The 26,234-nt window shown below is 66.3% G+C and carries 24 protein-coding genes; 13 read left to right on the forward strand and 11 right to left on the reverse strand.

What is annotated here, in order from left to right; all coding sequences use genetic code 11:
* The first annotated feature begins 110 nt into the window (after nt 1–110).
* Nucleotides 111–1,292: a GGDEF domain-containing protein gene (locus LDJ84_RS17995; protein WP_226045168.1), complete on the forward strand. Its 1,182-nt coding sequence runs from the start codon at nt 111–113 to the stop codon at nt 1,290–1,292.
* A 67-nt stretch (nt 1,293–1,359) separates the two neighbouring features.
* Here LDJ84_RS17995 and aguA read toward each other — a convergent pair whose 3' ends face one another.
* A complete protein-coding gene (gene aguA, locus LDJ84_RS18000; RefSeq protein ID WP_024763749.1) occupies nt 1,360–2,475 on the reverse strand; it encodes an agmatine deiminase in 1,116 nt (371 codons plus the stop codon).
* A 218-nt stretch (nt 2,476–2,693) separates the two neighbouring features.
* Nucleotides 2,694–3,581: a LysR substrate-binding domain-containing protein gene (locus LDJ84_RS18005; protein WP_024763748.1), complete on the reverse strand. Its 888-nt coding sequence runs from the start codon at nt 3,579–3,581 to the stop codon at nt 2,694–2,696.
* Between the two features lie 1,080 nt (nt 3,582–4,661).
* Here LDJ84_RS18005 and LDJ84_RS30965 point away from each other — a divergent pair.
* Both LDJ84_RS30965 and LDJ84_RS18020 read left to right on the forward strand, forming a co-directional pair.
* Nucleotides 4,662–4,796, forward strand: coding sequence for an alkyl sulfatase C-terminal domain-containing protein (locus LDJ84_RS30965; protein WP_193453183.1), 135 nt, complete (start codon nt 4,662–4,664; stop codon nt 4,794–4,796).
* A gap of 199 nt (nt 4,797–4,995) precedes the next feature.
* A complete protein-coding gene (locus LDJ84_RS18020; RefSeq protein WP_024763745.1) occupies nt 4,996–6,465 on the forward strand; it encodes a sensor domain-containing diguanylate cyclase in 1,470 nt (489 codons plus the stop codon).
* Here the strand turns inward: LDJ84_RS18020 and LDJ84_RS18025 are convergent.
* Nucleotides 6,462–7,088: a methylthioribulose 1-phosphate dehydratase gene (locus LDJ84_RS18025; RefSeq protein ID WP_226045169.1), complete on the reverse strand. Its 627-nt coding sequence runs from the start codon at nt 7,086–7,088 to the stop codon at nt 6,462–6,464. The two genes, LDJ84_RS18020 and LDJ84_RS18025, sit on opposite strands and share 4 nt — an antisense overlap.
* A gap of 288 nt (nt 7,089–7,376) precedes the next feature.
* On the opposite strand from LDJ84_RS18025, the gene LDJ84_RS18030 reads away from it, so the two are divergent.
* From LDJ84_RS18030 to LDJ84_RS18065, 8 genes are all read left to right on the forward strand, one after another.
* The gene (locus LDJ84_RS18030; protein WP_226045170.1) at nt 7,377–8,297 is read left to right on the forward strand and encodes an ABC transporter substrate-binding protein; all 921 of its coding nucleotides are present in this window, start codon (nt 7,377–7,379) and stop codon (nt 8,295–8,297) included.
* Nucleotides 8,294–9,439, forward strand: coding sequence for a phosphotransferase enzyme family protein (locus LDJ84_RS18035; RefSeq protein ID WP_226045171.1), 1,146 nt, complete (start codon nt 8,294–8,296; stop codon nt 9,437–9,439). Before LDJ84_RS18030 ends, LDJ84_RS18035 begins: the two co-directional genes overlap by 4 nt.
* A 1-nt stretch (nt 9,440) precedes the next feature.
* Nucleotides 9,441–10,316 carry a sulfurtransferase gene (locus tag LDJ84_RS18040; RefSeq protein ID WP_226045172.1) on the forward strand — a complete coding sequence of 292 codons (876 nt, stop codon included), beginning with the start codon at nt 9,441–9,443 and terminating at the stop codon, nt 10,314–10,316.
* A gap of 112 nt (nt 10,317–10,428) precedes the next feature.
* A complete protein-coding gene (locus tag LDJ84_RS18045; RefSeq protein WP_226045173.1) occupies nt 10,429–12,600 on the forward strand; it encodes a TonB-dependent siderophore receptor in 2,172 nt (723 codons plus the stop codon).
* Nucleotides 12,601–12,611: 11 nt separating this feature from the next.
* Nucleotides 12,612–13,205 carry a nicotinamide riboside transporter PnuC gene (gene pnuC / locus LDJ84_RS18050; protein WP_024763741.1) on the forward strand — a complete coding sequence of 198 codons (594 nt, stop codon included), beginning with the start codon at nt 12,612–12,614 and terminating at the stop codon, nt 13,203–13,205.
* A gap of 8 nt (nt 13,206–13,213) precedes the next feature.
* Nucleotides 13,214–13,960, forward strand: a complete 747-nt coding sequence (locus LDJ84_RS18055; protein WP_024763740.1) for a UTRA domain-containing protein — start codon at nt 13,214–13,216, stop codon at nt 13,958–13,960.
* 105 nt (nt 13,961–14,065) lie between these two features.
* Nucleotides 14,066–14,227, forward strand: coding sequence for a hypothetical protein (locus LDJ84_RS18060; protein WP_089285704.1), 162 nt, complete (start codon nt 14,066–14,068; stop codon nt 14,225–14,227).
* A gap of 35 nt (nt 14,228–14,262) precedes the next feature.
* The gene (locus LDJ84_RS18065) at nt 14,263–14,859 is read left to right on the forward strand and encodes a helix-turn-helix domain-containing protein (RefSeq protein ID WP_089285735.1); all 597 of its coding nucleotides are present in this window, start codon (nt 14,263–14,265) and stop codon (nt 14,857–14,859) included.
* A 67-nt stretch (nt 14,860–14,926) separates the two neighbouring features.
* Here the strand turns inward: LDJ84_RS18065 and LDJ84_RS18070 are convergent, their stop codons facing one another.
* Nucleotides 14,927–15,442, reverse strand: a complete 516-nt coding sequence (locus LDJ84_RS18070) for a hypothetical protein (protein ID WP_226045174.1) — start codon at nt 15,440–15,442, stop codon at nt 14,927–14,929.
* A 438-nt stretch (nt 15,443–15,880) separates the two neighbouring features.
* On the opposite strand from LDJ84_RS18070, the gene LDJ84_RS18075 reads away from it, so the two are divergent.
* Entirely contained in the window at nt 15,881–16,339 is a 459-nt protein-coding gene (locus LDJ84_RS18075; RefSeq protein WP_024767501.1) for a DUF3574 domain-containing protein, read from the forward strand.
* On the forward strand, nt 16,339–17,205 hold the full coding sequence (gene speE / locus LDJ84_RS18080; protein ID WP_193453114.1) for a polyamine aminopropyltransferase: 867 nt from the start codon (nt 16,339–16,341) through the stop codon (nt 17,203–17,205). Before LDJ84_RS18075 ends, speE begins: the two co-directional genes overlap by 1 nt.
* Here the strand turns inward: speE and LDJ84_RS18085 are convergent.
* The 7 genes from LDJ84_RS18085 to LDJ84_RS18115 all read right to left on the reverse strand — a co-directional run bounded on the left by LDJ84_RS18085 (nt 17,190) and on the right by LDJ84_RS18115 (nt 26,168).
* A complete protein-coding gene (locus tag LDJ84_RS18085; RefSeq protein ID WP_024767499.1) occupies nt 17,190–17,648 on the reverse strand; it encodes a DUF3574 domain-containing protein in 459 nt (152 codons plus the stop codon). The two genes, speE and LDJ84_RS18085, sit on opposite strands and share 16 nt — an antisense overlap.
* The gene (locus LDJ84_RS18090; RefSeq protein WP_038803643.1) at nt 17,648–19,024 is read right to left on the reverse strand and encodes an APC family permease; all 1,377 of its coding nucleotides are present in this window, start codon (nt 19,022–19,024) and stop codon (nt 17,648–17,650) included. The genes LDJ84_RS18085 and LDJ84_RS18090 overlap by 1 nt, the downstream gene beginning before the upstream one ends.
* Before the next feature lie 60 nt (nt 19,025–19,084).
* Nucleotides 19,085–21,466 carry a TonB-dependent receptor plug domain-containing protein gene (locus LDJ84_RS18095; protein WP_226045175.1) on the reverse strand — a complete coding sequence of 794 codons (2,382 nt, stop codon included), beginning with the start codon at nt 21,464–21,466 and terminating at the stop codon, nt 19,085–19,087.
* 370 nt (nt 21,467–21,836) lie between these two features.
* Nucleotides 21,837–22,520 (reverse strand): molybdopterin-dependent oxidoreductase, encoded by a 684-nt coding sequence (locus LDJ84_RS18100; protein WP_226045176.1) that lies wholly within the window; start codon nt 22,518–22,520, stop codon nt 21,837–21,839.
* 11 nt (nt 22,521–22,531) lie between these two features.
* Entirely contained in the window at nt 22,532–23,587 is a 1,056-nt protein-coding gene (locus LDJ84_RS18105) for a substrate-binding domain-containing protein (RefSeq protein WP_065327432.1), read from the reverse strand.
* Nucleotides 23,588–23,614: 27 nt separating this feature from the next.
* A complete protein-coding gene (locus LDJ84_RS18110; RefSeq protein WP_226045177.1) occupies nt 23,615–24,637 on the reverse strand; it encodes an ABC transporter permease in 1,023 nt (340 codons plus the stop codon).
* Nucleotides 24,630–26,168, reverse strand: coding sequence for a sugar ABC transporter ATP-binding protein (locus LDJ84_RS18115; protein WP_226045178.1), 1,539 nt, complete (start codon nt 26,166–26,168; stop codon nt 24,630–24,632). Before LDJ84_RS18115 ends, LDJ84_RS18110 begins: the two co-directional genes overlap by 8 nt.
* Nucleotides 26,169–26,234: the final 66 nt, after the last annotated feature.

The raw sequence follows: 26,234 nt of genomic DNA on the forward strand, positions 1-26,234 counted from the left end.
GCGACAGAACGGTTGCAAACCCGACCGGAAGCACCCGGCCGACGTACCGGAGAACCAGCAAGGGCGCTTACAATCACGTTTTTTACCGCAAGTGCAGTACGGTTCAGGAAATGGAGCTCGATCCACCCACCATGTTGACTATTTCGGTCGCCCTAGCGGCGGCCGCAGCGCTGTATCTGGCCATCGAATGGCGCAGCGTGCGCGAACGCTCGCTGCTCTACTGGAGCGCCGGTTTCGCCACCATCACCCTCGGTTCCACCCTCGCGCTGCTGCGCATGAGCGGCTATCTGCTGGTCGGCATCTGGTTCGCCAACGGTCTGCTGGTGCTGGCGCACTGGTTCTTCCTCAGCGGGGTGGCGAAGTTCACCGAGGCACGGCTGTCATGGGGCTGGCTGCTTGTCCCACTGACCTGGATAGCGCTGCTGGCGCTGCCCGATGGCGGCCCGCTGTGGTCCAAGCTCATGCTGCTGGCCAACTCCTGGCTGGTCGCCCTGCTCTCCCTGCGCGCCAGCTACCTGTTGCGGCCCCACGGCAAGTCCCTGAGCGTGGGCGCGGTGCAGCTGCGCTACGTGATGCTGGTGCATGGCGCCTTCTACCTGGCCAAGGGCGCGACCGTGATCATCCCCGGCACGCTGATCGACCTCGCCGCCTTCCGTGGCGAGATCATCCAGATATCCCTGGTCGAGGGCGCCATGGCGATCATGCTGATCGCCCTGTCGATGACCGGCACCGAACGCTACCGCCGCGAAAAGCGCATCGCCCGCCTCGCCGCGCGTGACCCGCTGACCGCCCTGTACAACCGCCGTGCCCTGGAAATGCGCGCGCCCCGCGTGTTCGAGGAGATCTCCCCCGAACGCCCCGGCGCGCTGCTGCTGATCGACATCGACAACTTCAAGCAGGTCAACGACCTGCACGGGCACACCGCCGGCGATCGCCTGCTGGTGGCGCTCAGCGAGATGATCCGCGCGGCACTGCCCGAGCGGGCCGTGGCGGCGCGCCTGGGTGGCGACGAGTTCGTCATTCTGCTGAGCAATGTCGGCGGCGAGCAGGCCATGGCGCTGGCCAACAAGCTGCGCGAACAGTTCCGGGCCACTGCCACGCAGAATTTTGCCACGCCCCAGGCGGTCACCCTGAGCATCGGCGCCAACCTGTTCGACCAGCCGCCGGCCAGCCTCGCCGCGCTGATCGAGCAAGGCGACGCCGCGCTCTATGAATCCAAGCGCGGCGGCCGCGACAGCATCCGCCTGATGGACCGCACCCTGGCTGGCGGCGATCCGCTGCGGCTGGGCTGATGTTCGGAGCAGGATGAGCCCCTAGCGCCACCGCTGCGCAAGCACTGTGGCGTTCCCCTGAAACGACTCAGCTGCGACGCGCCAGCGCCGCGTACTGGGGCATGGTGATGCAGCCGATGTTGCCGCCGCCCAGGAGGATTTCCCGCGAGTTGTCGATGCCGATCACACGCTTCTCCGGGAACAGCTCGGCCAGCACGCCCTGGGCAATGCGGTCGTTGGGGTCATTGAAGAACGGCATGACGATGGCGGAATTGCCGGTATAGAAGTTGATGTAGGAGGCGCAGATCTTCGTGCCTTCCTGGCGATCAAAACTGCCATCGACCTGGTCCAGCCCCTCGGCTTCGGCAGCGGTCCACTCCAGCACCCGCGGCTGCGGCAGCTTGTGCACCTCCAGCGCATTGCCGCGGGCATCGCGCGCACTGCGCAGCACGTCGTAGGCCTCCTGATAAATCTCCCATTGCGGGTCGTCGCGGTCGTCGGTCCACTGCATCACCACCACGCCGGGCCGCACGAAGCAGGCAAGATCGTCGACGTGGCCGTCGGTTTCGTCGAACTTGCAGCCGCGGGGCAGCCAGATCACCTGCTCGGCGCCGAGGTAGTCGCAGAGACGGCGGGTGACTTCCTCCTTGCCCAGGTGGGCATTGCGGTTGCGGTTGAGCAAGCACTGCTCGGTGGTCAGCAGGGTGCCCTGACCGTCACTGCGGATGCTGCCCATCTCGGCGATGATCGACGCGCGATAACGGTCGAAGCCTTCGATCTCGAGGATCTTCTGCGCGATCTGGTCGTCCTTGTCCCAGGGGTAGTAGAGGCCGCCGTCGAGACCACCGTAGGCGTTGAACTGGAAGTCCACGCCACGCATCTCGCCGGTTTCGTCATTCACCAGGAAGGCCGGACCGCTGTCGCGGAACCAGGTGTCGTTGCAGGTCATTTCCACCACCCGCACCTGCTCGGGCAGCATGCGCCGGGCGTTGGCGTATTGCGCGGCGGAAGCGCAGACGGTGACCGGCTCGCTGCTGGCGATGGCCGTCACCACCTCGACCCAGATCTTCTGCGCCGGCTTGCCGCCGTTGCGCCAGACGTCCGGCCGCTCCGGCCAGCCCAGCCAGCAGCGGGCCTTGGGTTCGAATTCACCGGGCAGGCGGAAGCCGTCTGCCTTGGGCATTGTCGAGTGGGTACGGGACATCGTGACGCTCCGGAGTCAGGGAGGGGAATGGCCCAAGGTTGCCGGCCCGGAACGGCGGACACCATTGATGAATTTCGCGGAATACCTGAACTGGATTCATCATTCATCTCCACAAACGATGAATTTCCATGCGACGTGGGAGTGGACTTCGTCCGCGACCGGCCACGCTTCACGCCGAATCGCAGACAGCGTCCGCCCCTACGCGATCCCCACCCGCATCAGCTATCAACCAGTTGATCGGTAAACCACTCGATGAAGTCCGCCACCGCCGGCTTTTCCAGACGCAAACGCTCGCAGACCAGGGCGTACTGCCCCAGGGAGGTGATCTGCGCGGCGAAGGGCCGGACCAGCCGGCCGCTGGCCAGGTCCTCGGCGCTGGTGAGGTTGTCGCCGATGGCCACGCCCTGCCCGCGCACCGCCGCCTCCATGGTCAGCCCGGCGTGGCCGAGGTAGACGTGCCGGCTGGGGCGGATGTCGCTGGCATGGGTGGTCAGCCAGGCAGTCCAGGATTTGCCGTCCTGGTCGTCGTGCAGCAGGCAATGCCGCGCCAGGTCACGCGGATGCTTGAGCGGCGACTGGTTGAACAGGCTGGGGCTGCACACCGGGAAGAACTGCAGGGTAGGCAACGGCCGCACGAAATAGCTGCTCGCGTCTGCCGGGCCGGTACCGTAGGTGATCGCCAGGTCGATCTCCGCGGCTGGCCCCGCTGCCTCCAGCGGCTGTTCGTGCAGGTGCAGGACGATCTCCGGGTAGCGTTCGGCGAAATCCGCCAGCCTGCCCACCAGCCACTTCTGCGCCAGCTCGACCGTCACCGCCACATGCAGCTGGGCCTGGGACCCGGGATCGCGCAGCTCGTCGCACGCCGTGCCGATCAGCTCGAAGGCCTGTTGCAGGCTGTGCAGCAGGCGTCGCGCCTGGGGAGTGGGCTGCACCTGGCGACCCCGGCGCTCGAACAGCGTCGCCCCCAGCTGCTCTTCCAGCTGGCGAATCTGGTGGCTGACCGCACTGTCGGTGACGCACAGTTCGGCGGCGGCGCGGCCGAAGTGCGCGTGGCGGGCAGCGGACTCGAAGGTACGCAGGGCGGTAAGCGAAGGCAGGCGGCGCATGGGCGGAGCATCTTTTCGAAAAGGCGGCCGGCATGCTGACCGACACGCCGGGCCAGATGCAAGGCAGATCCTGCCGACACCTCGCGAAACGCCACCCGCGGCGGGAGTGATTCAATTCATGACGGCCGCCACTCTGCGAAAGCTCGCTGCATTCCGCGAAACGTCGTCAACGCCGCGACCGCAGCCCGTTGCAACATGCAGATTGGATACGCTTCGTGCCCGCTGTTGTGTCGTGCAGGGCACATTGATCGCGTCTCGCAGCAAAAAACCGGTTGCATATCCCGTATCGCTATCTAGGCTCATCTGCACGCACGGATCCTGCACGGGACTAGGGCCAGCTGTCTCCAGGCCGGATTCGCAACGAATGCGCGTGCCTGGCCAACGCCCCGGCATGCTGATGAGCGACCCGACGCCCCCCCTGCCCCAGCGCAGGCCATGCAGCGCACATGAGACCCCGAAACCCGATGCAGTGAACACCCCAAACTCGCTGGCAGTTACCCCGAAAGGTACAGCGCATCAAGCAAGAAGGAGCTTGAAATGAAACTGATCGCGCAATCTTCGACTGCAATGGATGGCCAGGGAGCTGCCAGGCTGTGGAAATTCAGCTCGTCGTTCCTGTTGGCTGCGGCCATTTCCATGACCACCCAGGCCTGAGCTGCCGAACAGCCGAAGCCGGCCAGCTCGGCGCCGGCCTGGGCACCACCACCGCGGCCGGCACCGTGACTCTGATCCCGCCGACCGACATCATCTCCAAGACCGGCGTGAAGCGCGTCATCGACGGCCTCACCTACGAGTTCCTCTACGCGCCGGGCAGCGAGGCGCCGGCCGAGATGATGTACTACATCAAGGAGAAGAAGGCGCTCAACACCGCCGAGGACTCCCCCCACACCCTGCACAACACCTACTCACTGCGCGGCGCGAAAATCCGTGAGCCGCTGCCCTGGTCCAAGTACCTCAACGAGGCGCTGAAAATGTGGGGCGACGACGTCCAGGTGATGTACGCCATGCACCACTGGCCGATCTGGGGCAACAAGGAAGTGCGCCACCATCACCCTGACCCGCGACACCTTGAACAAGCTGATGCTCAAGCAGACCACGCTGAAGGACGCGGAAGGCTCGGGCGAACTCAAGGTGCAGGGCGACCAGGGCAAGCTGGACGAGCTGATGGGCTACATGGACAGCTTCGACTTCTGGTTCAACATCGTCACGCCGTGACCTGGCGGTAACCCACAGGCCAGCGGCAACCCCGCTGGCCTTTCTTCCATGGCCAAACCTGCAGGACTGGGCCATCGCGCTGATCCGGCGACACAAACCGATCCGCTACCGCCGGACAATCCGCCCGTTAGCTGCTATATGCCTTGAGGCACGCGCTGCGGCGCGGCCACTCTTCTTGCGCCTTCGTATGGATACCGGCATGCCGATCCACCGCTCCAGCACCCTCCTGGCCAGTAGCCTGGGCCTGACGGCCGCCATCAGCGCCCTGTCGCTCTGGGCCATCCTGGAGATGCGCCACGATGCGCTGGAAGTCGCCAGTGCCAATGGCCATAACATCGCCCTGCTGGTGCAGCGCGACATCCAGCGCAACCTGGACCTCTACGACATGACTTTGATGGCAGTGGTCCACGCCCATGCCCAGCCCGAAGTGCGTGCGCTCTCCGGCGAAGTGCGCGAGTCGCTGCTCAAGGACTACACCGCACCGACCCATGGCATGGGCTCGGTATTCATCACCAACGCCCAGGGCGTGGCCACCTTCAATTTCGGCAAGGAGATTCCGGGGCGCATCGATCTCTCCGGGCGCGAATACTTCCAGGCGCAGCGCGAGGCCAAAGGCAACCAGCTGTACATCGGCCACCCTTACATTCCCTACTCCAGCAACGCCCGCAGCAGCATCGCACTGAGCCGCCGACTGGAGCGCGAGGACGGCAGCTTCGCCGGAGTGGTCGGCGCCAACCTGGAGCTGAACTACTTCCGCGAACTGTTCAGCGGGCTGAACCTGGGCGAAGGCGGCACCGTCAGCCTGCACATGCGCGACGGCACCCTGCTGGCGCGCTGGCCCGATTCGCCGCCTGCCGGAACACTGGCCGGAGCCTTCGAACGCTACCTGGCCAGCGGCGAGGAAACCTTCTTCGATGTCGGTAGCGACGGCGAAACACGCTGGCATGACTTCCGCCCGGTGGAAGGCTACCCACTGGTGTTCAGCGTCGCCCTGCCGTCGGCGGAAATCTACGAGGACTGGTACTGGCGCGGCGGATTGATCGCCGTGCTGGGTCTCGCGCTGGATGGCACGGTGATCGGCCTGGCACTGGTCGCCCTGCGCCAGATGCGCCAGCGCGACCGGAAGGAAGCCGAGCTGCAGATGGCGGCCAGCACCGATCCGCTGACCGGTCTGAACAACCGCCGCGCCTTCGACCTGCGCGCCAGCCACGAGTGGTCGCGTTACCAGCGCAGCGGTGCGGCGCTATCGGTAATGCTCATGGATATCGACAAGTTCAAGGCCTACAACGACCACTACGGCCACCCCGCCGGCGATGCGGCGCTCAGGACCGTGGCCCAGGTGATCGCCGAGTGGACCCGGCGCCCGAGCGATTGCGCGGCGCGCTTCGGTGGTGAGGAGTTCGTCATATTGCTGGGCGACAGCGACGAAGCCGACGCGTTGGCGCTGGCCGAACACATCCGCGCCAGCCTGCAGGAGCTCGCCGTTTTGCACGAGCACGGCCCGCTAGGAGTACTCACCCTGAGCATCGGCGTCGCCAGCACCTCGCGCTTCAGCCCGGTCAACTGGGCCGAACTGCTGCAATCTGCCGACAGCGCGCTGTACCAGGCAAAGAATGGCGGGCGCAACCGTGTGGTGGGCTTCCGTCCCGTCGAGGTCGAATCCTCCTAGCTGCGGGCGCCACGCAGGCTCAGCACCTTCAGCTCGCACTCGAACAGGAACTCGAACGCCTCCACCTGGCGCAGCGCATCGCTCATGCGTGCGCCCCAGGTGTACAGGCCATGCCCGCGAATCAGGTAGCCGGGGCAATCCGGGTGCGCATCCAGCCAGGGTTGCACCTTGGCCGCCAGGCGGGCGATGTCCTGGTCGTTGTCGAAGATGGGCACGATGACTCGGCCTTCGTGGGTGGTAACCCCGGAAAAGGCCTTCTGCAATTCGTAGCCTTCCAGCTCCAGGCGGTCGCCCGCGGTCAGGCGCGACAGCACGGTAGCGTTCACCGAGTGGGTGTGCAGCACCGCGCCGATCTCCGGGCGCCAGGCATAGAGCTGCGTGTGCAGCAGGGTTTCCGCCGAGGGCTTCTTGCCCGGTTCGAGACTGTTGCCGTCCAGATCGGTCTCCAGCACATCGTCCTCGCCGAGCTGGCCCTTGTGCTTACCCGAAACGGTCAGCAGCGCACGGTCGGCGGCCAGGCGCGCCGAGTAATTGCTGCTGGTAGCCGGCGACCAGCCACGACCGTAGAGGAAGCGGCCGGCGTCGATGATCTGCCGGGTGAGTTGCTGGCGGGTGTGGGTCATGCGAACGCCGGTGCTGTTGGAAGAGGCCGCCACTCTAGCCATGCTCACCTGCGGCTAGAAATACCTTAATCGCATGAGGTCATAACTCGCGCACGCCCGCGCCAGAGCGATCCATCGCAGCGACGGCACTTGGAGTACAGCTATCTGCTCGCCGCCCGCTGCCAGGGATTTATTATTCGCTAAGGTTATAAAAACCTGTGAAATTCATATTGGTATATACCAATTGTTCTGCCTTGCAATACGCCCCATCGCAGTCATCGGCCGCTGGCCGTTTTGGAGAAAGGCTTCATGTTCGCCCTGAGGGTCATGCTCGAATACTTCCACCCCTGGCCCAATTCGGCCGGCTTCTACCTCGCCCGCGAACGCGGCTGGTACCGCGAGGCGGGGCTGGACGTGGAACTGGTGGTGCACGACCCCTACCACGGCGACACCCTCGACCACCTGATGCGCGGCGCCGCCGCGTTCGGCGTGTTCCCCAGCAATCGCCTGCTGGTGCGCCGTGAACTCGGCCAGCCACTGATCGGCGTGGCGGCGATCAACCATCGCGGCCTGGAATCGATCCAGACCCTCACCGACAGCGGCATCCGTCGCCCTCGTGACCTGCAGGGCAAGCGCCTGGCGCTCAACCCGACGCCGCGCGGCCTGGCCATGGTGCGCCACCTGGTGAGCCAGGACGGCGGCGACCCCGATGCGGTGGAACTGGTGGACGCCGGCTTTCGCGAGCTGCGCCCCGAAGATCTGGACGCCGGCCTGGCCGATGCCAGCTTCGGCGGCTACTGGGCCTGGGAAGCGCTGCTGCCAAGCCCCATCGCCGATGAGCGCCGCGTGGTGCTGCCGGTGGACGAGATCGGCGCCCCGCCCTACCACAGCTATCTGCTGGGTGCGCGCGAGGACTGGCTCGATGCCAACCCCGACATCGCGCGGCGTTTCCTCGCTGTCACCGCACGCGGTTTTCTCGCCGCAGCAGCGGAGCCAGAGGCCGCATTACCAGTCTACGAACGCACCATTCCCTACTTTCCCCACGCAATGCTGGCAGAATCCCTGCGGCGCATCGCGCCCAGCTGGCTGCATCAGGGCCACTGGGGCGAACAGCGCGAAGAACTGCTGCAGCCCTACGCCCAGTGGCTGCATGAATACGGCGTGCTGCGCGACCCAGAAGCCTGGCGCGGCGCCACCAGCAATGCCTGGCAAGTGGAGACCCCAGCATGACGAAACGCCTGAGCCACGGCATGGGCCTGGAACCGGTGGAAGCCGACTGGCCGGCGCTGACCGAAGCGGAGGTCGCCGCACTGCTGCAAGACTTCCCGCAGGCCGGTGGCGAAGTCCGCCTGACCTGGCACAGCCCGCGACCGTTCTCCGCCGCCGCATTGGTGGAAAACGCCAACGGCCCGCTGTTCGTCAAGCGCCATCACCCGAGCGTGCGCACGGCTGACTGGCTTGAGGAGGAGCACGCGCTCCTCGATCACCTGGCCCGCCACGGCGCGCCGGTCGCGCAGGTATTGCGGGATAGCCACGGCCGCAGCGCCATCGAACGGGACGGCTGGACCTATGAAGTCCACCAGAAGGCGGAAGGCCTCGACCTGTACCGCGACGCATTGTCCTGGACGCCGTTCCAGCACAATGCCCACGCCTTTGCGGCCGGCGCCGCACTGGCGAAACTGCACCGCGCTGCGGAAGGTTTCAATGCGCCTTCGCGCAGCGCCAGCGTACTGGTCAGCAACCTCAACCTGTTCGGCGCGCCGGACCCATTGGCCGCCATCGAAGCGACCTTCGCCCAGGCACCCGCCCTCGCCGAGTACCTGCAAGCACGCCCCTGGAGGGAAACGCTCAGCGAACTGCACCTTCCGCGGCAACGGGAACTACTGCCCTACCTGCAACGCCAGCCGGCACTCTGGACGCATAACGACTGGCATGCCTCCAACCTGTTGTGGAGCGAGGATAGCCCGCAGGCGCAGGTGGTCTCGGTGCTGGATTTCGGCCTGAGCGACCGCAGCTTCGCGCTGTTCGACCTGGCCACCGCCATCGAGCGCAATCTGGTGCCCTGGCTGGAGCTGGACCAGGGCCGCGCCGCCGTCGCCGACCTCGATGCACTGGACGCCCTGCTGCAGGGCTACGCCAGCGTGCGCCCGCTCGGTCGCGATGACCTGCTCGCCCTGGCCGCGCTGCTGCCGCTGGTGCACGCGGATTTCGCGCTGTCCGAGGTCATCTACTTCCACGGCATCCTCGGCTCGGCCGAGAGCGCTTCGCTGGCCTACGACAACTACCTGATCGGCCATACCCGCTGGTTCCTCGACGCCGAAGGCCAGCGCTTGCAGAACCATATCCGCCAACTGGCCGCGAAGGTGAAATGAGATGAGCGAACCTCTGGTCACCGCGCACTGGCTGGCCGCCGCGCTGGACAACCCTCGCCTGTGCCTGCTGGACGCCAGCGTGGAACTGGCGGCCCCCGAATTCGATGGCGACTACCGCGTAAAGAACGGCCACGACGGCTGGCTCGCCGGGCACATCCGCGGCGCACGCCATGCCGACCTGCTGAACGAGCTGGCCGATCCGCAAGCCTCCTGCAGCTTCGCCCTGCCCGATCCACAAGTGGCGCAGGACGCCCTGCAGGCACTCGGGGTCGGCGACGACTCGCTGGTGGTGATCTATGACCGCAGCGACGGTTTCTGGGCTGCGCGCCTGTGGTGGATGTTGCGCAGCCTGGGCATTGATGCAGCCGTGCTGGATGGGGGCCTACGCGCCTGGATCGCCGCCGGATATTCGCTGGAGCAAGGCGAATCTTCCCAGACGGGAAACGGGATGCTGTCGGCCCCGGCGCAGTACCGGGACGGCTTCTGGATCGACCGCCACGACGTCGAGAAAGTCGTCGCGGGAGAGTCTCCTGGCACACTGGTCTGCGCCCTGTCCGCCGCCCTCTTCGACGGCAGCGCCGTCACCCGTTACGCGCGCCGTGGGAACATCCCCGGCAGCAGCAACCTGCCCGCGCGCAGCCTGTTCGACGACGACGGCCGCTACCGGCGCGGCGCGGCGCTGAGGGAGGCGCTCGCCGGGCTGCGCCAGGCCGAACCACCCTTGCTGCTGTACTGCGGCGGGGGCATCTCCGCCGCCGCCCTCGCCCTGGCGCTGACGCTCGCCGGGGAAACACGGGTCGCGATCTACGACGGCTCGCTGCAGGAGTGGGCCGCAGAGCCCTCGCTGCCATTGACCACCGGAGCAGCTCCGGCCTGACCGCCCGTTCGCGGGCACTCACGTTTCATATCCAAGGCCATCCGTTTCGCACGGGAGGGGCTCGGCCCCGTGCATTCCCGGCGCACGCCCCGGCGATTTTCAGGAGCGTTCCATGCAGTACCTGCCGCGCCCAGCGCGCACGCGATTTCCCCTCAGCCTGCTGACCCTGGCCGTGCTGCTGGCCAGCGGCCCCGGCCACGCCGAAGACGCCACGACCCTGGACACCGTGACGGTGATCGGCCACGACACCGAGAGCTACGCCAGCGGCCGCGCGTCGGTCGGCGGCTTCGGCGAGGCACCGTTGCTCGATACGCCCGCCTCCATCTCGGTGTTCAACCAGGCGCTGCTCAAGGACCAGCAGGCACGCCTGCTCAGCGATGTGCTGAAGAACGACGCCTCCACCGGCGAGGCCTACGCACCGGTGGGCTACTACGAGAACTTCGAGATCCGCGGCTACTCGCTCAACGCCGCCAGCAGCTACAAGATCAACGGCCGCACCATCACCGGCGAGCAGAACGTGGCGCTGGAGAACAAGGAGCAGGTCGAAGTGCTCAAGGGCTTGTCCGGCCTGCAGAGCGGCGTGTCAGAGCCCGGCGGGGTGATCAACTACGTCACCAAGCGCCCGCAGGACGTGGGCTCGGTGACGCTGGGCACCGACGATGAGGGTGGCCGCTACATCGCCACCGACGTCGGCGCCTGGCTGGATGACGAACAGACCGTCGGCGTGCGGGTCAACCTCGCCCACGACGACCTGCGCTCCTACATCGACCACACCGACGGCCAGCGCGACTTCGCCTCCCTGGCACTGGACTGGAACCTCTCGCCCAACGCCCTCTGGCAATTCGACGCCGAATACCAGAACCGTCGCCAGCCCTCGGCACCCGGCTACCAGTTGCTCGGCGGTACGCAGCTGCCCCACGACATCGACCCGCACGACCGCATCGGCTACCAGAGCTGGGCCGACCCGGTGCGCATCGAATCGCTGAACCTCAATACGCGCTTCGAGTACCGCTTCGACGACGCCTGGACCGGCACCTTAAGCGCCTCGCGCAGCCGCGTGGTGATCGACGACTACAGCGCCTTCCCCTGGGGCTGCTACGGCGCGGCCAGCTGCGCCGATTCCGCCGTGCCGAACTACTTCAGCCCAGAAGGCGACTACGACCTCTACGACTTCCGCAGCCCCGACGACACCCGCCGCAACGACGAACTGGAAGCCGCCCTGCACGGCCAGTTCGCCACCGGCTGGCTGCGCCACGAGCTGACCGTCGGCACCTCGGCCTTCCGCCGTGTGCTGGACAGCCGCCCGGAGCTCAACGAGTGGGTCGGCACCGGCAACATCTATACCGGCATCGGCGCCGTGGAGCCTTTCGACGGCGAGCCCGGCCACAGCTACCGCCACCTCGACAGCCGCCAGTACGGCCTGTTCGCCAGCGACCGCCTCTCCTTCAATGACCAATGGCAGGTCGTGCTGGGCGGGCGCCAGGTGCGCCTGGACGAGCGCACCTTCGACAGCGAGGGCGACACCACCCGGCATACCCGCCGCGCGGAGTTCCTGCCCAACGGCGCGGTGATCTTCAAGCCGCGTGCGGACATCTCCATCTACGGCAGCTACAGCAAGGGCCTGTCCCTGGGCGGCGAGGCACCCTGGTTTGCCAGCAACGCCGGCGACACCCTGGCGCCCACCTCCTCGCGCCAGGTGGAATTGGGCATCAAGCAGGAGCTGGCCGGCTTCGACTGGAGCGCCGCGCTGTTCCAGATCCACCAGGCCTACCAGTTCGCCCGGCCCAACGGCGACGGCAGCTTCACCTACGTGCAGCAGGGCCAGCAGAAGAACAGCGGGCTGGAGTTGTCCGCCAGTGGCCGGGTAACCTCCGCGCTGCAATTGAGCGGCAGCCTCGCGGCGATCCGTTCGCGGGTGGTGAACAGCGGCACGGACGATTACGAAGGCCACCAGGCGATCAATGTCCCGCGCCTGCGCGCGAGCCTGCAGGCGGACTACGCGCTGGCCGAAGTGCCGGGGCTTTCGCTGCTGGGCGCGGCGCGCTACAGCGGCGCCAAATATGCTGACCGCGATGGCGCAGTAGAAGTCGGCGGCTACACCGTGTATGACGCCGGCGCACGCTTCAGCACCCGCATCGGCGACTACCCGACCGTGCTGCGGCTGAGCGTCGACAACCTGTTCGACAAGCGCTACTGGCGCGATGTCGGTGAATATTTCGGCGACGGCTACCTGTTCCAGGGTGCGCCGCGCACGGCTCGCCTGACGGCGAGCGTCAACTTCTGAGGTAAGCGCGAATGTCTGCTCTGGAAATCATCGCGGTGATCGTCAACGTGCTCGGGGTCTGGCTCACCGCAAGGCGCATCCGCTGGTGCTGGCCGGTGAACGTGGTGGCGGTGCTGCTCTACGCCTGGATCTTCTTCAGCGTGAAGCTCTACTCCGACATGCTCCTGCAACTGGTCTTCGTGGTCCTGCAGTTCTACGGCTGGTGGCAGTGGAGCAAGGGTGGCAGCGACCACGGCAAGGTGCGCGTCGAACGCCTGCCCCCCTCCACCGCTATCACCAGCTGCCTGGCCGGTGCCGTGGGCGCCTTCGCCCTGGGCTGGGCGATGCACACCCACACCGACGCCGCCCTGCCCTGGATGGACGCCGCGCTGACCGCCTTCAGCCTGGTGGCGAGCTTCTGGGCGGCGCGCAAATACGTCGCCAGCTGGTGGCTGTGGATCATCCTGGACGTGCTCTACACCGGGGTCTTCCTGTACAAGGCGCTGTACCTCACCGCCGGGCTCTACGCCGGCTTCGTGGTGCTGGCGATCTACGGCCTGCTGGCCTGGCAACGCGAGCTGCACGACGAACCGCCCAGCGCTCCGGCACTGGCCGGCAACTCCTGAGGACCGCCATGCTCTACCAGGCCATCCCGCCGCACTACGCGCGTATCCGCGACCAGTTGGCCGCGGACATCGCCCAGGGGCGCTTCCTCGCCGGGCAGAAGCTGCCGCCCGAGCGCGACCTCGCCGAGCGCTTCGAATGCACCCGCGTGACCCTGCGCCAGGCCCTGCAACAGCTGGAAACCGAGGGTCTGATCTACCGCGAGAACCGCCGTGGCTGGTACCTCAGCCCGCCACGCATCGACTACGACCCGACGCGGCTGGTCAGCTTCATGGACTACGTGCGCCTGCAAGGCCGTGAGCCGATGACCGAATGCCTGAGCGCCGAACGCCGCCGCGCCGGCGCCTGGCTGGCCGCGCGGATGAACCTCCCCTCGCCGGACGAGCCCGTCTTCCGCCTGCACCGCCGCCGGCTGATCGACGGCCGCCCGGTGCTGGTGGAGATCAACACCCTGCTCGCCAGCTGGTGTCCCGACCTGCTCGACGCGCGCCTGGACCGCTCGCTGACCACCTTGCTACGCGAGCGCTTCGGCAAGGTGCAGACGCGCTGCACGCTGAACCTGCGCCTGGGCACGGTCAACGACGATCACGCCGAACTGCTGCAACTGGCCTCCGGCGCCAGCAACCTGGTGCTGGAACGCCTGAACTACGCCGAGGACGGCCTGCTGGTGGAATTCGACCAGGAATTCTGGCGGCCGGATGCGGTGTCCGTGGCGGTCCAGGCGGATTTTCCGTCACGACCGCTTATAGCCGAATAAGTAATTAACAAATGCTAATTCAGTATTTCTGGTTCTAACAGGATCAACGCTAGGCTAGCTCCAACTCACCACTAACGGCTTGTCCCAAAGCCTTCTGGAGCCGCCATGGACCGCACCGACAACATCATCGACCTCGCCCGCCACCGCACGCGCCGTCAGGCACGCCGCCAGGCCGAGCTGATGTGGATGCTGTATGCCCAACGGGCCGGCTACGACGCCTTGCAGATCGTCCAGCAGAGCCGCGACAGCGGCCGCCGCGAGGCCTGATCGTGGGCCTGTCGCTTTCCACGGAGCTGCCGGCCGTGGAGTTCGACGCCACGCCCGGCACCACCGAAGACCCCATCGGCGAGCGGGTCGCCAGCAACCTGCTGCGCCTGCGCGCCAAGCGCAACCTCTCCCTCGATGGTCTGGCCCGCCTTTGCGGCGTGAGCCGCACCATGCTCGCGCAGATCGAGTCCGGCCGCAGCGTCCCGTCGATCAAGGTACTGTGCAAGATCGCCCAGGGCCTGAAAGTCTCGGTTGCCGCCTTCCTCGACGACCGCGCCTTCGACGGCGTGGCCGTGCTGCCCGCGCGCGACAGCAAACGCCTGGTCAGCGGCGACGGCGCCTTCGTCAGCCGCGCACTGTTCCCCTTCGACGTCTCGCGCCAGGTGGAATTCTACGAACTGCGCCTGAAGGGCCTGGCCATCGAACACTCCACCGGCCATGCGCCGGGCACCCAGGAAAACCTGGTAGTCGCCCAGGGCGTGCTGGAAATCAGCGTCAACGAAGAACGCTTCCTCCTCGGCACCGGCGACTCCATCCTGTTCTACGCCGACCAGCCGCACAGCTACCGGAATCCGGCGGATAGCGAGGCCGTCGCCTACCTCGTCACCACCTACGCCGAACGGCTGGACTGATTCGCCAGGCAAAAGCAAAAGGCCCGGCGGACAACCCGCCGGGCCTTTCTCATTCAGCTCTCCGCAATCAGCAGGTGCAGCACATCATCGGCATGCCGTTGCAGCTCATCATCATCGGCATGCCGCACTCCATCATCTTGTTCATCAGCATGCAGCAGTTCTTCAGCATGTCCATGCTCATGCCCTGCATCGGCATCATCTTGCACATCATCATGTCGCCCTGCATGGAGCACTCCATCATGCACTTCATGGTCGGCATGCCCACGTTCATGCCCATCATCGGCATGGACATCATCGGGTTCATCATGCCCATCATCGGCATCATGGCCATGGCGGGCTGGGACATGCCCATCATCATCAGGTTGCCGCAGTGCATCATCATCGGCATGCCGCAGTTCATCATCATCGCCATCATCTCGGCGCTGTTGCGGAACATGGCCATTTCCATGCCCATGGCCGGCTTCATCTTGCACATCATGCCGTCATTGAGCATCTCGCACTCCATGGTCGCCATCATCATCGGCATGCCCATCATCGGCATCATGGCGTTGGTGTTCATCGGCATCTGCATGGCGTTCATCATGGTGGAGCTCCCTGAATCGATTGGAATGAAGTGCTGCGAATGGGGCCGATTCTAGAAAGGCGCGGCGACGGGACAAGATGGCGGGGAAACGGAGGTTTCTGGCGTGCTTTCTCGCGGTTCTGGTTCGATGATGGCGGCGCTGTTCGTCATGGTTTCAATTTCGACGTTATAACGACTTTAAAAGAATCCTCGACGTGAATTTCAGCAACATGGATATCCCCTCCAGTGCTTAGCAAAGAACCGTAGTGAATATTGAATCTAACCAGCTCGCAAAAACTTCGCTTCGGGCGGCTATCCGCGTCCTAGAGCGCTTCCATGGCAATCCATGAGTCTCGAATTCCGGCATATGAGAATGCGTTTTTAATATTTAAGGAAATAACAGACGAGCTTCTATAGTGGCGGTTTGATCCAACTGTCATCCCATCGCAAGGAAGTCCCATGCTCCGCCACCTGCTCGCCGCCAGCCTCTCCCTGGCGCTGTTCGGCTGCGCCACCGCGCCCGCTCCTTCCGTCCATACCACCAACCCTTCCACCTCCACACTGCAGGGCGACCCCACGCGGCCGGCGCAGGCGCAGTGGCTGCGCACCGAGTTGTATTTCGCGCTGGGCCAGGAGGACGGCAAGGAGAAGATCAGCGAGCAGCGCTGGCGGCAGTTCCTCGACCGGGAGGTGACGCCGCGCTTCCCGGACGGCTTCACCGCCTATGACGCCTACGGCCAGTGGCGTGACCATGGCGCGCCGGCGCCGGAGCGCTTGAGCACCAAGGTGATCGTGATCCTGCATGAAGACAGCGCGGCGCGCGGCCAGGACATCGAGGCGATCCGCCTGGCGTGGAAGCGCATCACCGGCGACCTTTCCGTGCTGCGCCTGTCGCAACCGGCTCAGGTGTCCTTCTGATGAGCGAATTCCGCGAAACGCTGTACGAGGGTTACGCGCAGGCGCTGAGCGTCGATGAGCCGATCTACCAGGGCAACACTGGCCAACAGGCCGTGCAGGTATTCCGCAATCGACTCTTCGGCCGCGTGCTGACGCTGGATGGCGTGGTGCAGACCACAGAGGCCGACGAGTTCGTCTACCACGAGATGCTCGCCCATGTGCCGATCCTCGCCCATGGCGCAGTGCGCCGCGTGCTGGTGATCGGCGTGGGCGATGGCGGGATCCTGCGGGAGATCGTGCGGCATGCCGGCATCGAGGAAATCGTCGCGGTGGAGATCGACCCGCAGGTGGTCGAACTGTGCCGCGAGCTGCTGCCGAATCATTCGGCCGGTGCGCTGGACGACCCGCGCCTGCGATTGATCTACGCCGACGGCCTGGAATACCTCGCGCAGAGCCGGGAGAGTTTCGACCTGATCCTCTGCGATTCGACTGATCCGGGCGGCCCCGCGGCGAGCCTGTTCACCTCGGCGTTCTACCGCAACTGCCAGCAACGCCTCGGCGCCAGCGGCATCCTTGCCACGCAGAATGGCGTGCCCTTCCTCCAGCCCGAAGAGCTGGGCGGCACGGCGCGGCGGCTGGCGGACAACTTCGCCGACTGGGGTTTCTTCCATGCCGCGGTGCCGACCTACATCGGCGGCAGCATGGCCTTCGGCTGGGCGTCGAACAGCGAGAAGGTCCGCCGCACCGACCTGGAAACCCTGCGCCAGCGCTTTGCGAAAAGCGGCCTGGTGACCCGCTACTACACCCCCGAGGTACACCAGGCGGCATTCGCCCTGCCGCGCTACATGCTCGACCTGATCGAGGCCGGGCTTCAGCGCGACAGCTGAGGGTTGTCCAGGCGCTGCGGCGTCCAGTCCGGGTCGCGGGCGCGCACCGGGCTGCTGACCTGCAGCACCGCGGTGCCGAAGCGCTGCTTGAAGTCGGCACCGATCTGCGCCAGGGCCTGGCGGGTGTAGGGGTTGTCGGCGTGGATGAGGATCAGCATCCGCGACGGCAGCTTCTCCGGCCCGCCGCTGGGGCCGCGCCACTGGCCGTGCAGGTCGAGCCAGCTGAGGCCATCGGGGAAACGCGGCGTCACCTCGCGGGCGAGGAAATCCTCCCACTGCGACAGTTCCACCGCCTCCAGGTACAGCTCGGTGCGCAGCATGCGCCGGCCGCTGGCTTCGCCACCGCTGGCGCTATTGGCTGCCGGCTCGTTCAGCCACAGACCGATCAACGCCGCCAGCAGCACGACGATGGCGCCATTGCGCCACAAACGTTTCCTGCGCATCAGGCGCCCTCCTCCTGCCAGTTGGCAGACGACGCCGTGCGCGAACGCAGCAGCAGTTGCAGCACCGCGCCCAGCGCCAGTACACCCACGCCGAGCAGCGCGCCCCAGCCGACAAAGGCGACGCTGGAATACAGCATGTACAGGCACACCGCGAGGAAGCCCAGCGGCAGCCATGGGTAGAGCGGCACCCGGATCGGCCGGGGCACTTCCGGGTGACGGCGGCGCAGGACGATCAGCGCCACGCTGCTCAGACTGAGGAACAGCCAGTACACCGGTGTCATGTACTCCACCATGGTGTTGAAGCCGTGGCCGCTCCAGCCGCCGACCGCGATCAGCAGCAGCGCCACCAGCCCCTCGGCCAGCAGTGCGGCGCGCGGTACGCCGTGGCGCACGTCCCAGCGGCCGAGCACGCGCAGCGCCGGCACATCGCTGGCGGCGGCGTAGGTGGTGCGGCTGCCGACGATCAGCGTGGAGTTGATGCTGGCGACGGCGGACACCACCACCACTGCCATGATCAGGCCGATACCCGGCGCGCCGAAGGCCAGCCCGAGCAGCTCCAGCGCCGGCGCACCGCTGGCGGCGAGGCCATCGAAACCCAGGCCGCGAATGAACGCCCAGTTCAGCGCCAGATAGATCAGCAGCAGGGCCGCCAGCGCGCCGAGCATGGCAGTGAAGATGCCGCGGCGGTTGTCGCGCAGTTCTGCCGACAGCGTGGCCGCATCGCTCCAGCCACCGAAGGCGAGGAAGACGTAGATCAGCGCGGCGGAGAACCCGGCGACACCGACCTGCTCCGGCTCCACAGGCGCCACGGGTGATGGAACGAAGCCGCGCCACTGCAGCCACAGGCCGGCGCCGACGATCCCCAGGAAGCCGGCAGCAACCAGCACCACCAGGCCGGCCTGGGTGCCGAAGCTCACCCGCCAGCCGATGAGATTCAACGCCACCAGCGCGGCGACCAATCCACCGGCCAACAGCACGTTGCCCAGTTGCCCGAGGCCGAGCAAGGCGCTGAAGTGATCGGCGAAGAGGAACGCCATCAGCGCGATCCAGCCGGTATGCAGGATGGCGAAGCGCGACCAGGCGAACAGGAAGCCCACCCGCTGGCCGTAAGCGCGTTCAAGGAAGTGGTAGTCGCCACCGGGATGGGCGAAGGCCGAGGCCATCTCCACGTAGCACAGGGCGCCGACCATCGACAGCAGGCCGCCGAGAATCCACACCAGGTAGAAGTGCTCCTGGCCGACGTTGAGCGCCACGGTGGGCGCGGTCTTGAGGATGTCGCTGGTGATCACCATGCCCAGCGTCAGCAGCAGCGCGTGGGCGGCGCCCAGGTGCCGGCGCGGGCCGGCTGGCTTGTCAGCGGCGAAGTTGTCAGCCATGAATCGGCTCCGGAAGTAGTAAGGGCCGCGTTGCGGCCCCTGGATTTTCAACAGCGCAGATCAGAACGAATAGCTCGCGCGGGCGTAGTAGTACGCGCCGTTGGAGCCGATCGGCGAGAGCACGTCGTACGGCAGGTTGCCGCCATAGTTGATCTCCGAGCTGGAGCGCTCCGGGTAGTTGTCGGTGAGGTTGTTGCCGCCCACCGCCAGGCTGAACTGCGGGGTGAACTTGTAGGCCACCTCGGCATCCAGCTGCCACACCGCGCCGTAGGTCTGCTCCGGGTGGTAACCATCGCCGAAGTCGAACACGCGAGTGGTCTCGCCCTGCCGCGTCAGGCGGCCGAGCAGGTTCCACTGCGCATCGCTCCAGGTGGTGGTGAGGATGAAGCGATCCCGGGGCGCAGCGTCGGTCAGGGTGTTGCGTTCCTCCACGCCCACCAGTGCGTCCTCGCCGATACCCAGGTTGGAGAGCTGCTGCGGAGTGGCCTTGGTGCTGCGCACCTTGGTGTGGTTGTAGGTGTATGCGGTGGTCACGCCCAGCTGGCCGCCGACGAAGGGCTGGTGGTAGTTGAGTACCAGCTCGGCGCCATCGGTACGGGTGTCGGCGGCGTTGGTGAAGAAGTTCACGTCATGCACGCCGGCCACGCCGAAGTTGTCCTGGATGAACTGCTCCATGGCATCGCTGCCGATGCGCTGGGACAGGGTGATGCGGTCGTCGACGTCGATGCGGAACACGTCGAAGGACAGGTCGAAGCGCTCGTTGAGCTGCGCGGTCAGGCCCAGGCTGAAGTTCTTCGAGGTCTCCGGGTCGAGCTTCTCGGCGCCCAGCGCGCGGGCGATCGGGTCGTTCACCGAGAGCACGCGGATGTCGGTCAGCGTGCCGCCGTCGCCGAAGTTGCTGGTGGTGTTCTGGAAGCCGACCTGGGCCAGCGACGGCGCGCGGAAGTTGGTGGACGCCGCGCCGCGCAGGGCCAGCACCGGGGTCAACTGGTAGCGCCCGCTGAGCTTGCCGGTGAGCTTGCTGCCGGCGTCGTCGTAGCGCTCCCAGCGCGCAGCGGCATCGACGAAGAACTGGTCGGTGAGGTCGCCCGACAGGTCGATGTAAGTGCCGAAGACGTTGCGGTCGATGTCCGACTCTTCGCTGGGACGCAGGCCCGCTGCGCCATCCGCCCCGACGCCGTAGTACGAGGCCGCGTCGCCGGCGGTGGTGATGTAGTTTTCGTAGCGGTACTCGCCACCGAGCGCGAGCACGAACGGCCGCCCGGCAAGGCTTAGCTCGCGGCTGAGGTCGAGGTTGGCGACGCTCTGGCGCAGTTCGTAGTCGCCGGTGTCGAAGCGGGTCGGCGTGTCCTCGCCGAGCGATGCGTTGAGGGTGCGCCGGGTCGAGGATTCGAAGCGGTTGCGGCCGTGGGTGACGCTGGCGTCGTAGTCCCAGGTATCGGCGAGCAGGCCCTTGTAGCCGACTGTCGCGGACAGGTCGGTGTTGTCGCCCAGGGACTGCGGCAGGTAGCCGTTGGGGTAGATCTCCGGGTGCTCGTCCGGGTAGCGGTAGAACTCCGCGCCGGTGGTGTGGCGCTCGTTGTACAGGCCGAAGGAATAGAGCTTGCCGCTGCCCAGGGCGAGGTCGCCGTTGAACCAGGCGTTGACGTCACGCGCCAGGCCATCACCCATCACGTAGTTGCGCTGGCCGGGGGTGTCGGCGAAGCCGTCGTAGCCGGCGCGGTTGGTCGGCTCGCGGTTGATGAACTCGGCGCCGCCACGGATGAAGCCGTCTTCGCCCAGGCGGGTGCTGGCCTTGGCCGCGGTATAGGAGTTCTGCCCGTCGGTGGTGGTCTTGCCGATGGCGTCCTGGTGGGTGTGGTAGGCGCCGTAGCTGGTGGTTACCTCGCCGCCTTCGGGGGCATCGTCGAGGATGATGTTGATCACCCCGGCGATGGCGTCGGAGCCGTACTGCGCCCCGGCGCCGTCGCGCAGTACTTCGATGCGTTTGATGGCGCTGATGGGGATCGAGTTGAAGTCTACCGGCGCGGTGCCTCGGCCGATCTTCGAGGAGTCGTTGACCAGCGCCGAGGTGTGCTGGCGCTTGCCGTTGATCAGGACCAGCACCTGGTCCGGGCTCATGCCGCGCAACTGGGCGGCGCGCACGTGGTCGGCGCCACCGGAGTTGGACTGGCGCGGGAAGTTGAAGGACGGCAGCAGCGTCGCCAGGGCCTGGCCCAGTTCGCCGCCGACGGCGCCGGTCGATTGCAGGTCCTGCGCCGTGAGCACGTCCACCGGTACGGGGGAATCCAGCAGGGTGCGGTTGTTTCCGCGGGCGCCGGTGACCAGCACGGTCGCAAGCTTGGTGGTGGCCTCGGGGGTCGACGAACTTTCGTCGGCATGCGCGGAGGCCTGGGCGATGACCGAGGCCACCGCAACGGCAATAAGGGAACGGGATAACACGCGAAATACTCCTGTCTCGCTTAAAGAGCGCCACTCGCCGTTGGCGGCGAGTCCGGAACTCCGCTGATGTGTTTTTCTGATTGGCTCGAGCGGTTGGTGTCGGAAGTCCGGAAACCGCGAGCGACTGTTCCCCTCAGGTGGAAAAACAGTGCTCGGGAAAGCGCTCCAGGTGTCACGGCCGGTCTCTCTTCGTGATGAGCGAAAAGGCGCGGCTCTCGGTATCGCGGGTCATCCCTGACCCGATGGGGAAGGCGTCATCCTAGCTAGTGGCAGAATGCTTTTAAACGAATAAAAAATGCTTTGGTTATAACTAGTTACCATGTTCGCCAAGCAACATCGGCCGGTGTTGCGAGGGCAACAGTGCATGCCTTCAGTCGAAGGCTTTTCGCGTCCATTCGTCCTCGGGAATATCCAGCGCCGCGCCGGAGAATCGCTCCTCGCGGAACGGGTCAGCCTCGTTGTGGAAGCCGTTGCGCTCCCAGAATCCGGGCCGGTCGGTATCGCTGAATTCCAGCTCGCGCAACCACTTCGCGCTCTTCCAGAAATAGCGCCCGGCGATCACCAGCCGCAGCGGCCAGCCATGCACCGGGGTCAAGGGTTCGCCGGCGTAGTGCGTGGCGAGCAGGCTGTCCGGACGCAACAGTTCTGCCAGCGGCAGGTTGGTCTCGTAGTCGTGGTCGGCATGGGCCATGACGAATTGCCCGGCCGGCCGCACGCCGTAATGATCGAGCAGGTCGGCGAGATGCACGCCTCGCCATGAGGTGTCGAACTTCGACCAGCGCGTGACGCAATGGATATCGCAGACCAGCTCGCGCTGCGGCAGCGCCAGCAGGTCGTCGAGGCTCAGCTCCAGCGATTGCGACCCAGGATTTTTCCCAGACAACGCACCGGTGAGCCGCAGGCGCCAGGTTTCACGCTCGTACTCCGGCACCTCGCCTTCATGGAGAATCGGGAAGCGCTCGGTCAGCACCTGCCCCGGCGGCAGGCGTTCGCCGTAACGCGGGTCGCCCGCCGGCGAGCGTGCCTTCTGCAGGCGCCTGGCCTTGTCGTGCATCCCCGATGCCCTCAGTTTGCCAACGGAATCCACGGCGCCTGCGCGACCTTCTGCGCCTCGCCGAAGGCCGGTACCTTGCGTGCCAGGTCGCGGACGTTCTTCACGTCCAGGTCGAGCAGTTGCTGGCGGGTGATCAGGGTCGGCGGCACCAGCACCTGCTCGCCCGGATTTTCCCCGGCGATGCGCAGGGCCAGGCTGCGCACACTGATGGCCCCGGCCACTTCCGGGTTGACCGCGGCAGTGGCGCTCCAGGCACTCCCCTCTTCCTTCATGATCTGGATGTCGGCGGTGGAAATATCGGCGCTGTAGATCTTCACCTGCTTGCCCAGGCCGGCTTCGTCCACGGCGATCTTCACACCCTTGGCGAACTCGTCGAAGGGCGCGAAGAACACGCTGATGCCAGGGTTGGCGCGCAGCACTGCGCTGGCCTGATCGGCCACCGAGTTGGCAATCGGCGCATTCAGCGTACCGAAGCGCGCCTTCTCGACGATGCCGGGGTTCTCGGCCTTCACCTGGCGCCAGATTTCGTCGCGGCGCTCCATGGGGGTGAAGCCGTCGATGTACACGTAGCCGGCCTCGAAGGCCTTGCCGTTGTCCTGCAGCACCTGCTTGAGCGCCAGGCGTGCCAGCTCGCGGTGGTCCTGCTCGACGCGGGTGATGCGCGGGTCGTTCACGTCGACGTCGAAGGTGACCACCTTGATGCCCTTGGCCAGCGCCTTGTCGATGGAATCCTTGAGCGTCTCGGCGAGGCCGAGCTGAACGATGATGCCGTCCACGCCCAGGTCGATGGCCTGCTCCAGCATCTCGCGCTGGGTGGCCGCCTGCTGGCGGGCATCGAACACGCGCAACTTCACGTCCAGCGCGTTGGCCTGCTTCTCCACGCCGCGCAGGTAGGCTTCCGGGAAATCACCGGAGAACAGGTAACCGACCAGCGCGATCTGCACACCGCCCTTGTCGAAAGGTGCCGGCGCGCCGGGCAGGCCAGCCGCTTCGGCGGTCGCTGCGCCGGACAACAACAGCCCGGCGGCGAACAGCGCGCGCAGGGATTTGGCGGGGGTGAACTTCATCCGTTGAATCTCCGAAAAGGTAAGTGATCAGCGCCCGCGCCGGGCCAGACCGAAGGTGAACATCAAGGCCGAAACGAGGACCGCACCCTTGACGAAGTCCTGGGCGTAGTAAGGCGCGTTGAGCATGGTCAGGCCGTTGAGCAGGGTCGCCACCAGTACCGCGCCCACCAGTGTCCCGAAGGCATTGGGCTTCTGCGCGTCGAGCACCGCGAAACCGATCAACGCGGCGCCCAGGGCATCGAGCACCAGCCCGTTGCCGGAGCTGACATCGCCGCGTCCGAGTCGCGCTGCCAAGAGCAACCCACCCAGGGACGCGAGCAGCGCCGAGAGCACATAGGCGAGCAGCTTGTAGCGCTCCACCGGCGCACCGGCGAGGCGCGCCGCCTGCTCGTTGCCGCCGATGGCGTAGAACAGCCGGCCCGGCCGCGTGCGTTCGAGGAACAGCCAGACCAGCAGCGCACAGCCGAGCATCACCACCACGGGCACCGGCACGCGGTCCCACAACTGCGCGCGGCCGAGTGCAAGGAACCAGCTGGCGAAGGCGCCCGGCGCTTCGTCGCCGTTGGGCAGGGTCATGCCGACGGCGATGGAGCGGCCGCCGGTGGGGATCAGTTGCACACCGACCACCAGGAACATGCTGCCCAGGGTGGCGAGGATGTCCGGCACGCGCATGCGCACGATCAGCCAGCCGTTGAGCAACCCGACCAGGGTGCCGAGGCCGAGGCTGATGAGGATTGCCGCCAGCGGCCCCCAGTCCAGCACCACCATCACGTAGCTGGCAGTCATCAGGCTCAGTGCGGCGACGGCACCGATGGACAGGTCCAACCCGCCCACGGCCATGCTCAGGGTCACGCCCAGGGCGAGCAGCGCGACGATGGACACCGACTGCAACACCAGGAACAGATTGCCGACCCGCAGGAACGCCGGCTCCAGCAGCGCGAATACCAGCACCAGCGCAGCCAGCAACAGGAGCAGCGCGTAGTGGATGAGGAAGTCGAGCAGGCGTGCGACGGAGGACGTCGCCGGGCTGCCCACTGCAGTTCTAGACACGCGCGGCTCCTTGGCGTGAAGGGTGGAATTGGGCTGGGGCCAGGTGGGCGACGATCTCGCTGCGTTGCAGGTCCTGCCGGGGCAGTTCGGCGACCACCGCGCCATCGCGCACGACAAGGATGCGGTCGGCAATTTCCAGGGCTTCGTCCGGGTCGCTGCAGATCACCAGCGTGGCGCGGCCGGCGGCACTGGCGCGGATACGTTGGCCAATGTCGCGGCGAGCGCGCACGTCGACGCCCTGGAAGGGTTCGTCGAGGATCAGCACCCGGCCCTGCCCCAGCAGCCAACGGGCAAGAATGACCTTCTGCTGGTTGCCGCCGGAAAGCAGCTCCAGGGGATGTTCCGGGCCCGGCCCCTTGATGCCGAGCGCTTCTATCTGCCCGGCAACCTCGGCGCGCTCGGCGTTGCGGTCGATGAAAGCGCAGCGCGAGAAGCGGCGCAGGAACGGCAATGTCATGCTGGCGCGCACCGAGAAGCCCGGCACCCGCGAGTTGCGAGCGCGGTCTTCGGCAGCGAAGAACACCCCGGCGGCGATGGCTTCCCGTGGCGAACGCGGTTGCCAGTCACGGCCATCGATCCGGATCGATCCAGCGTGCTGCCGACGCAGGCCGAACAGCACTTCGGCGATCTCGCTCTTGCCCGCGCCGAGCAGGCCGGTCAGGGCGACCACCTCGCCTTCGTGCAGGTCCAGGTCGAATACCGCGCTGTGCGCATCAAGCTGCCAGTCGCGCAGGGACAGCACCTTCGCGCCGCGCTGCAAAGGCTGCAACTGGACCTCGCCCAGTGCGGCGCCGAGCATGGATTCGACTGCCGCGGCGAGGTCCAGCGGCGACTCGAATTCGCCTACCAGGCGCCCATCACGCAGCACCAGCGCGCGGTCCGCCACGCGTTGCAAGTCCGACAGCCGATGAGAGATGTAGAGGATCGCCACGCCGCGTTCGCGCAAGTTGTCGATGAGATGGAACAGACGCTCGGCCTCGAAGGTCGACAAGGATGCGGTGGGCTCATCGAGGATCAGCAAGCGTGGATTTCGCGCCAGCGCACGGGACAGGATCACCAGCTGCCGCTCGGCAGTGCCCAGGGTTTCGATGGGCGCCTGCAGCGGCAGGCGCAGCTCCAGCGCGGCAGCAATTTCAGCGGCGCGCTTCAACGCTTCGTCTGGGCGGAAAAGGAACGATCCGGTGGCGCCGCAGAGTTCGTCCAGCAGGAGATTCTCCGCGACGCTCAGGCCGGGCACCACGCCCTGTTCCACCTGCTGGTGCACCGCGACTATGCCGTGGCGGCGGGCGTCCTGGGGCGAGGTGAAACGAACCGGCTCGCCATCGATCAGCAAGTGTCCGGCATCGTGGCTGTGGGAACCGGCAAGAATCTTCACCAGCGTCGACTTGCCCGCGCCGTTGGCACCGAGCAGGGCAAGCACCTCGCCGGGACGAATTTCCAGGTCCAGGTCGACCAGCACGCGGTTCTCGACAAAGGACTTGCCGACGCCTTCGAGGCGGAAGAATGCAGCGCAAGCGGGCTGGGCAGACATGGGACTCTCGATAGGACGCGAAAGAGCGAGAGCGTCATTTCAGAGCTTCGCCGTTGGACTGAGCGG

Origin of the sequence: Pseudomonas sp. HS-18, from assembly GCF_020401845.1 — a bacterium.
GTDB lineage: Bacteria > Pseudomonadota > Gammaproteobacteria > Pseudomonadales > Pseudomonadaceae > Pseudomonas > Pseudomonas nitroreducens.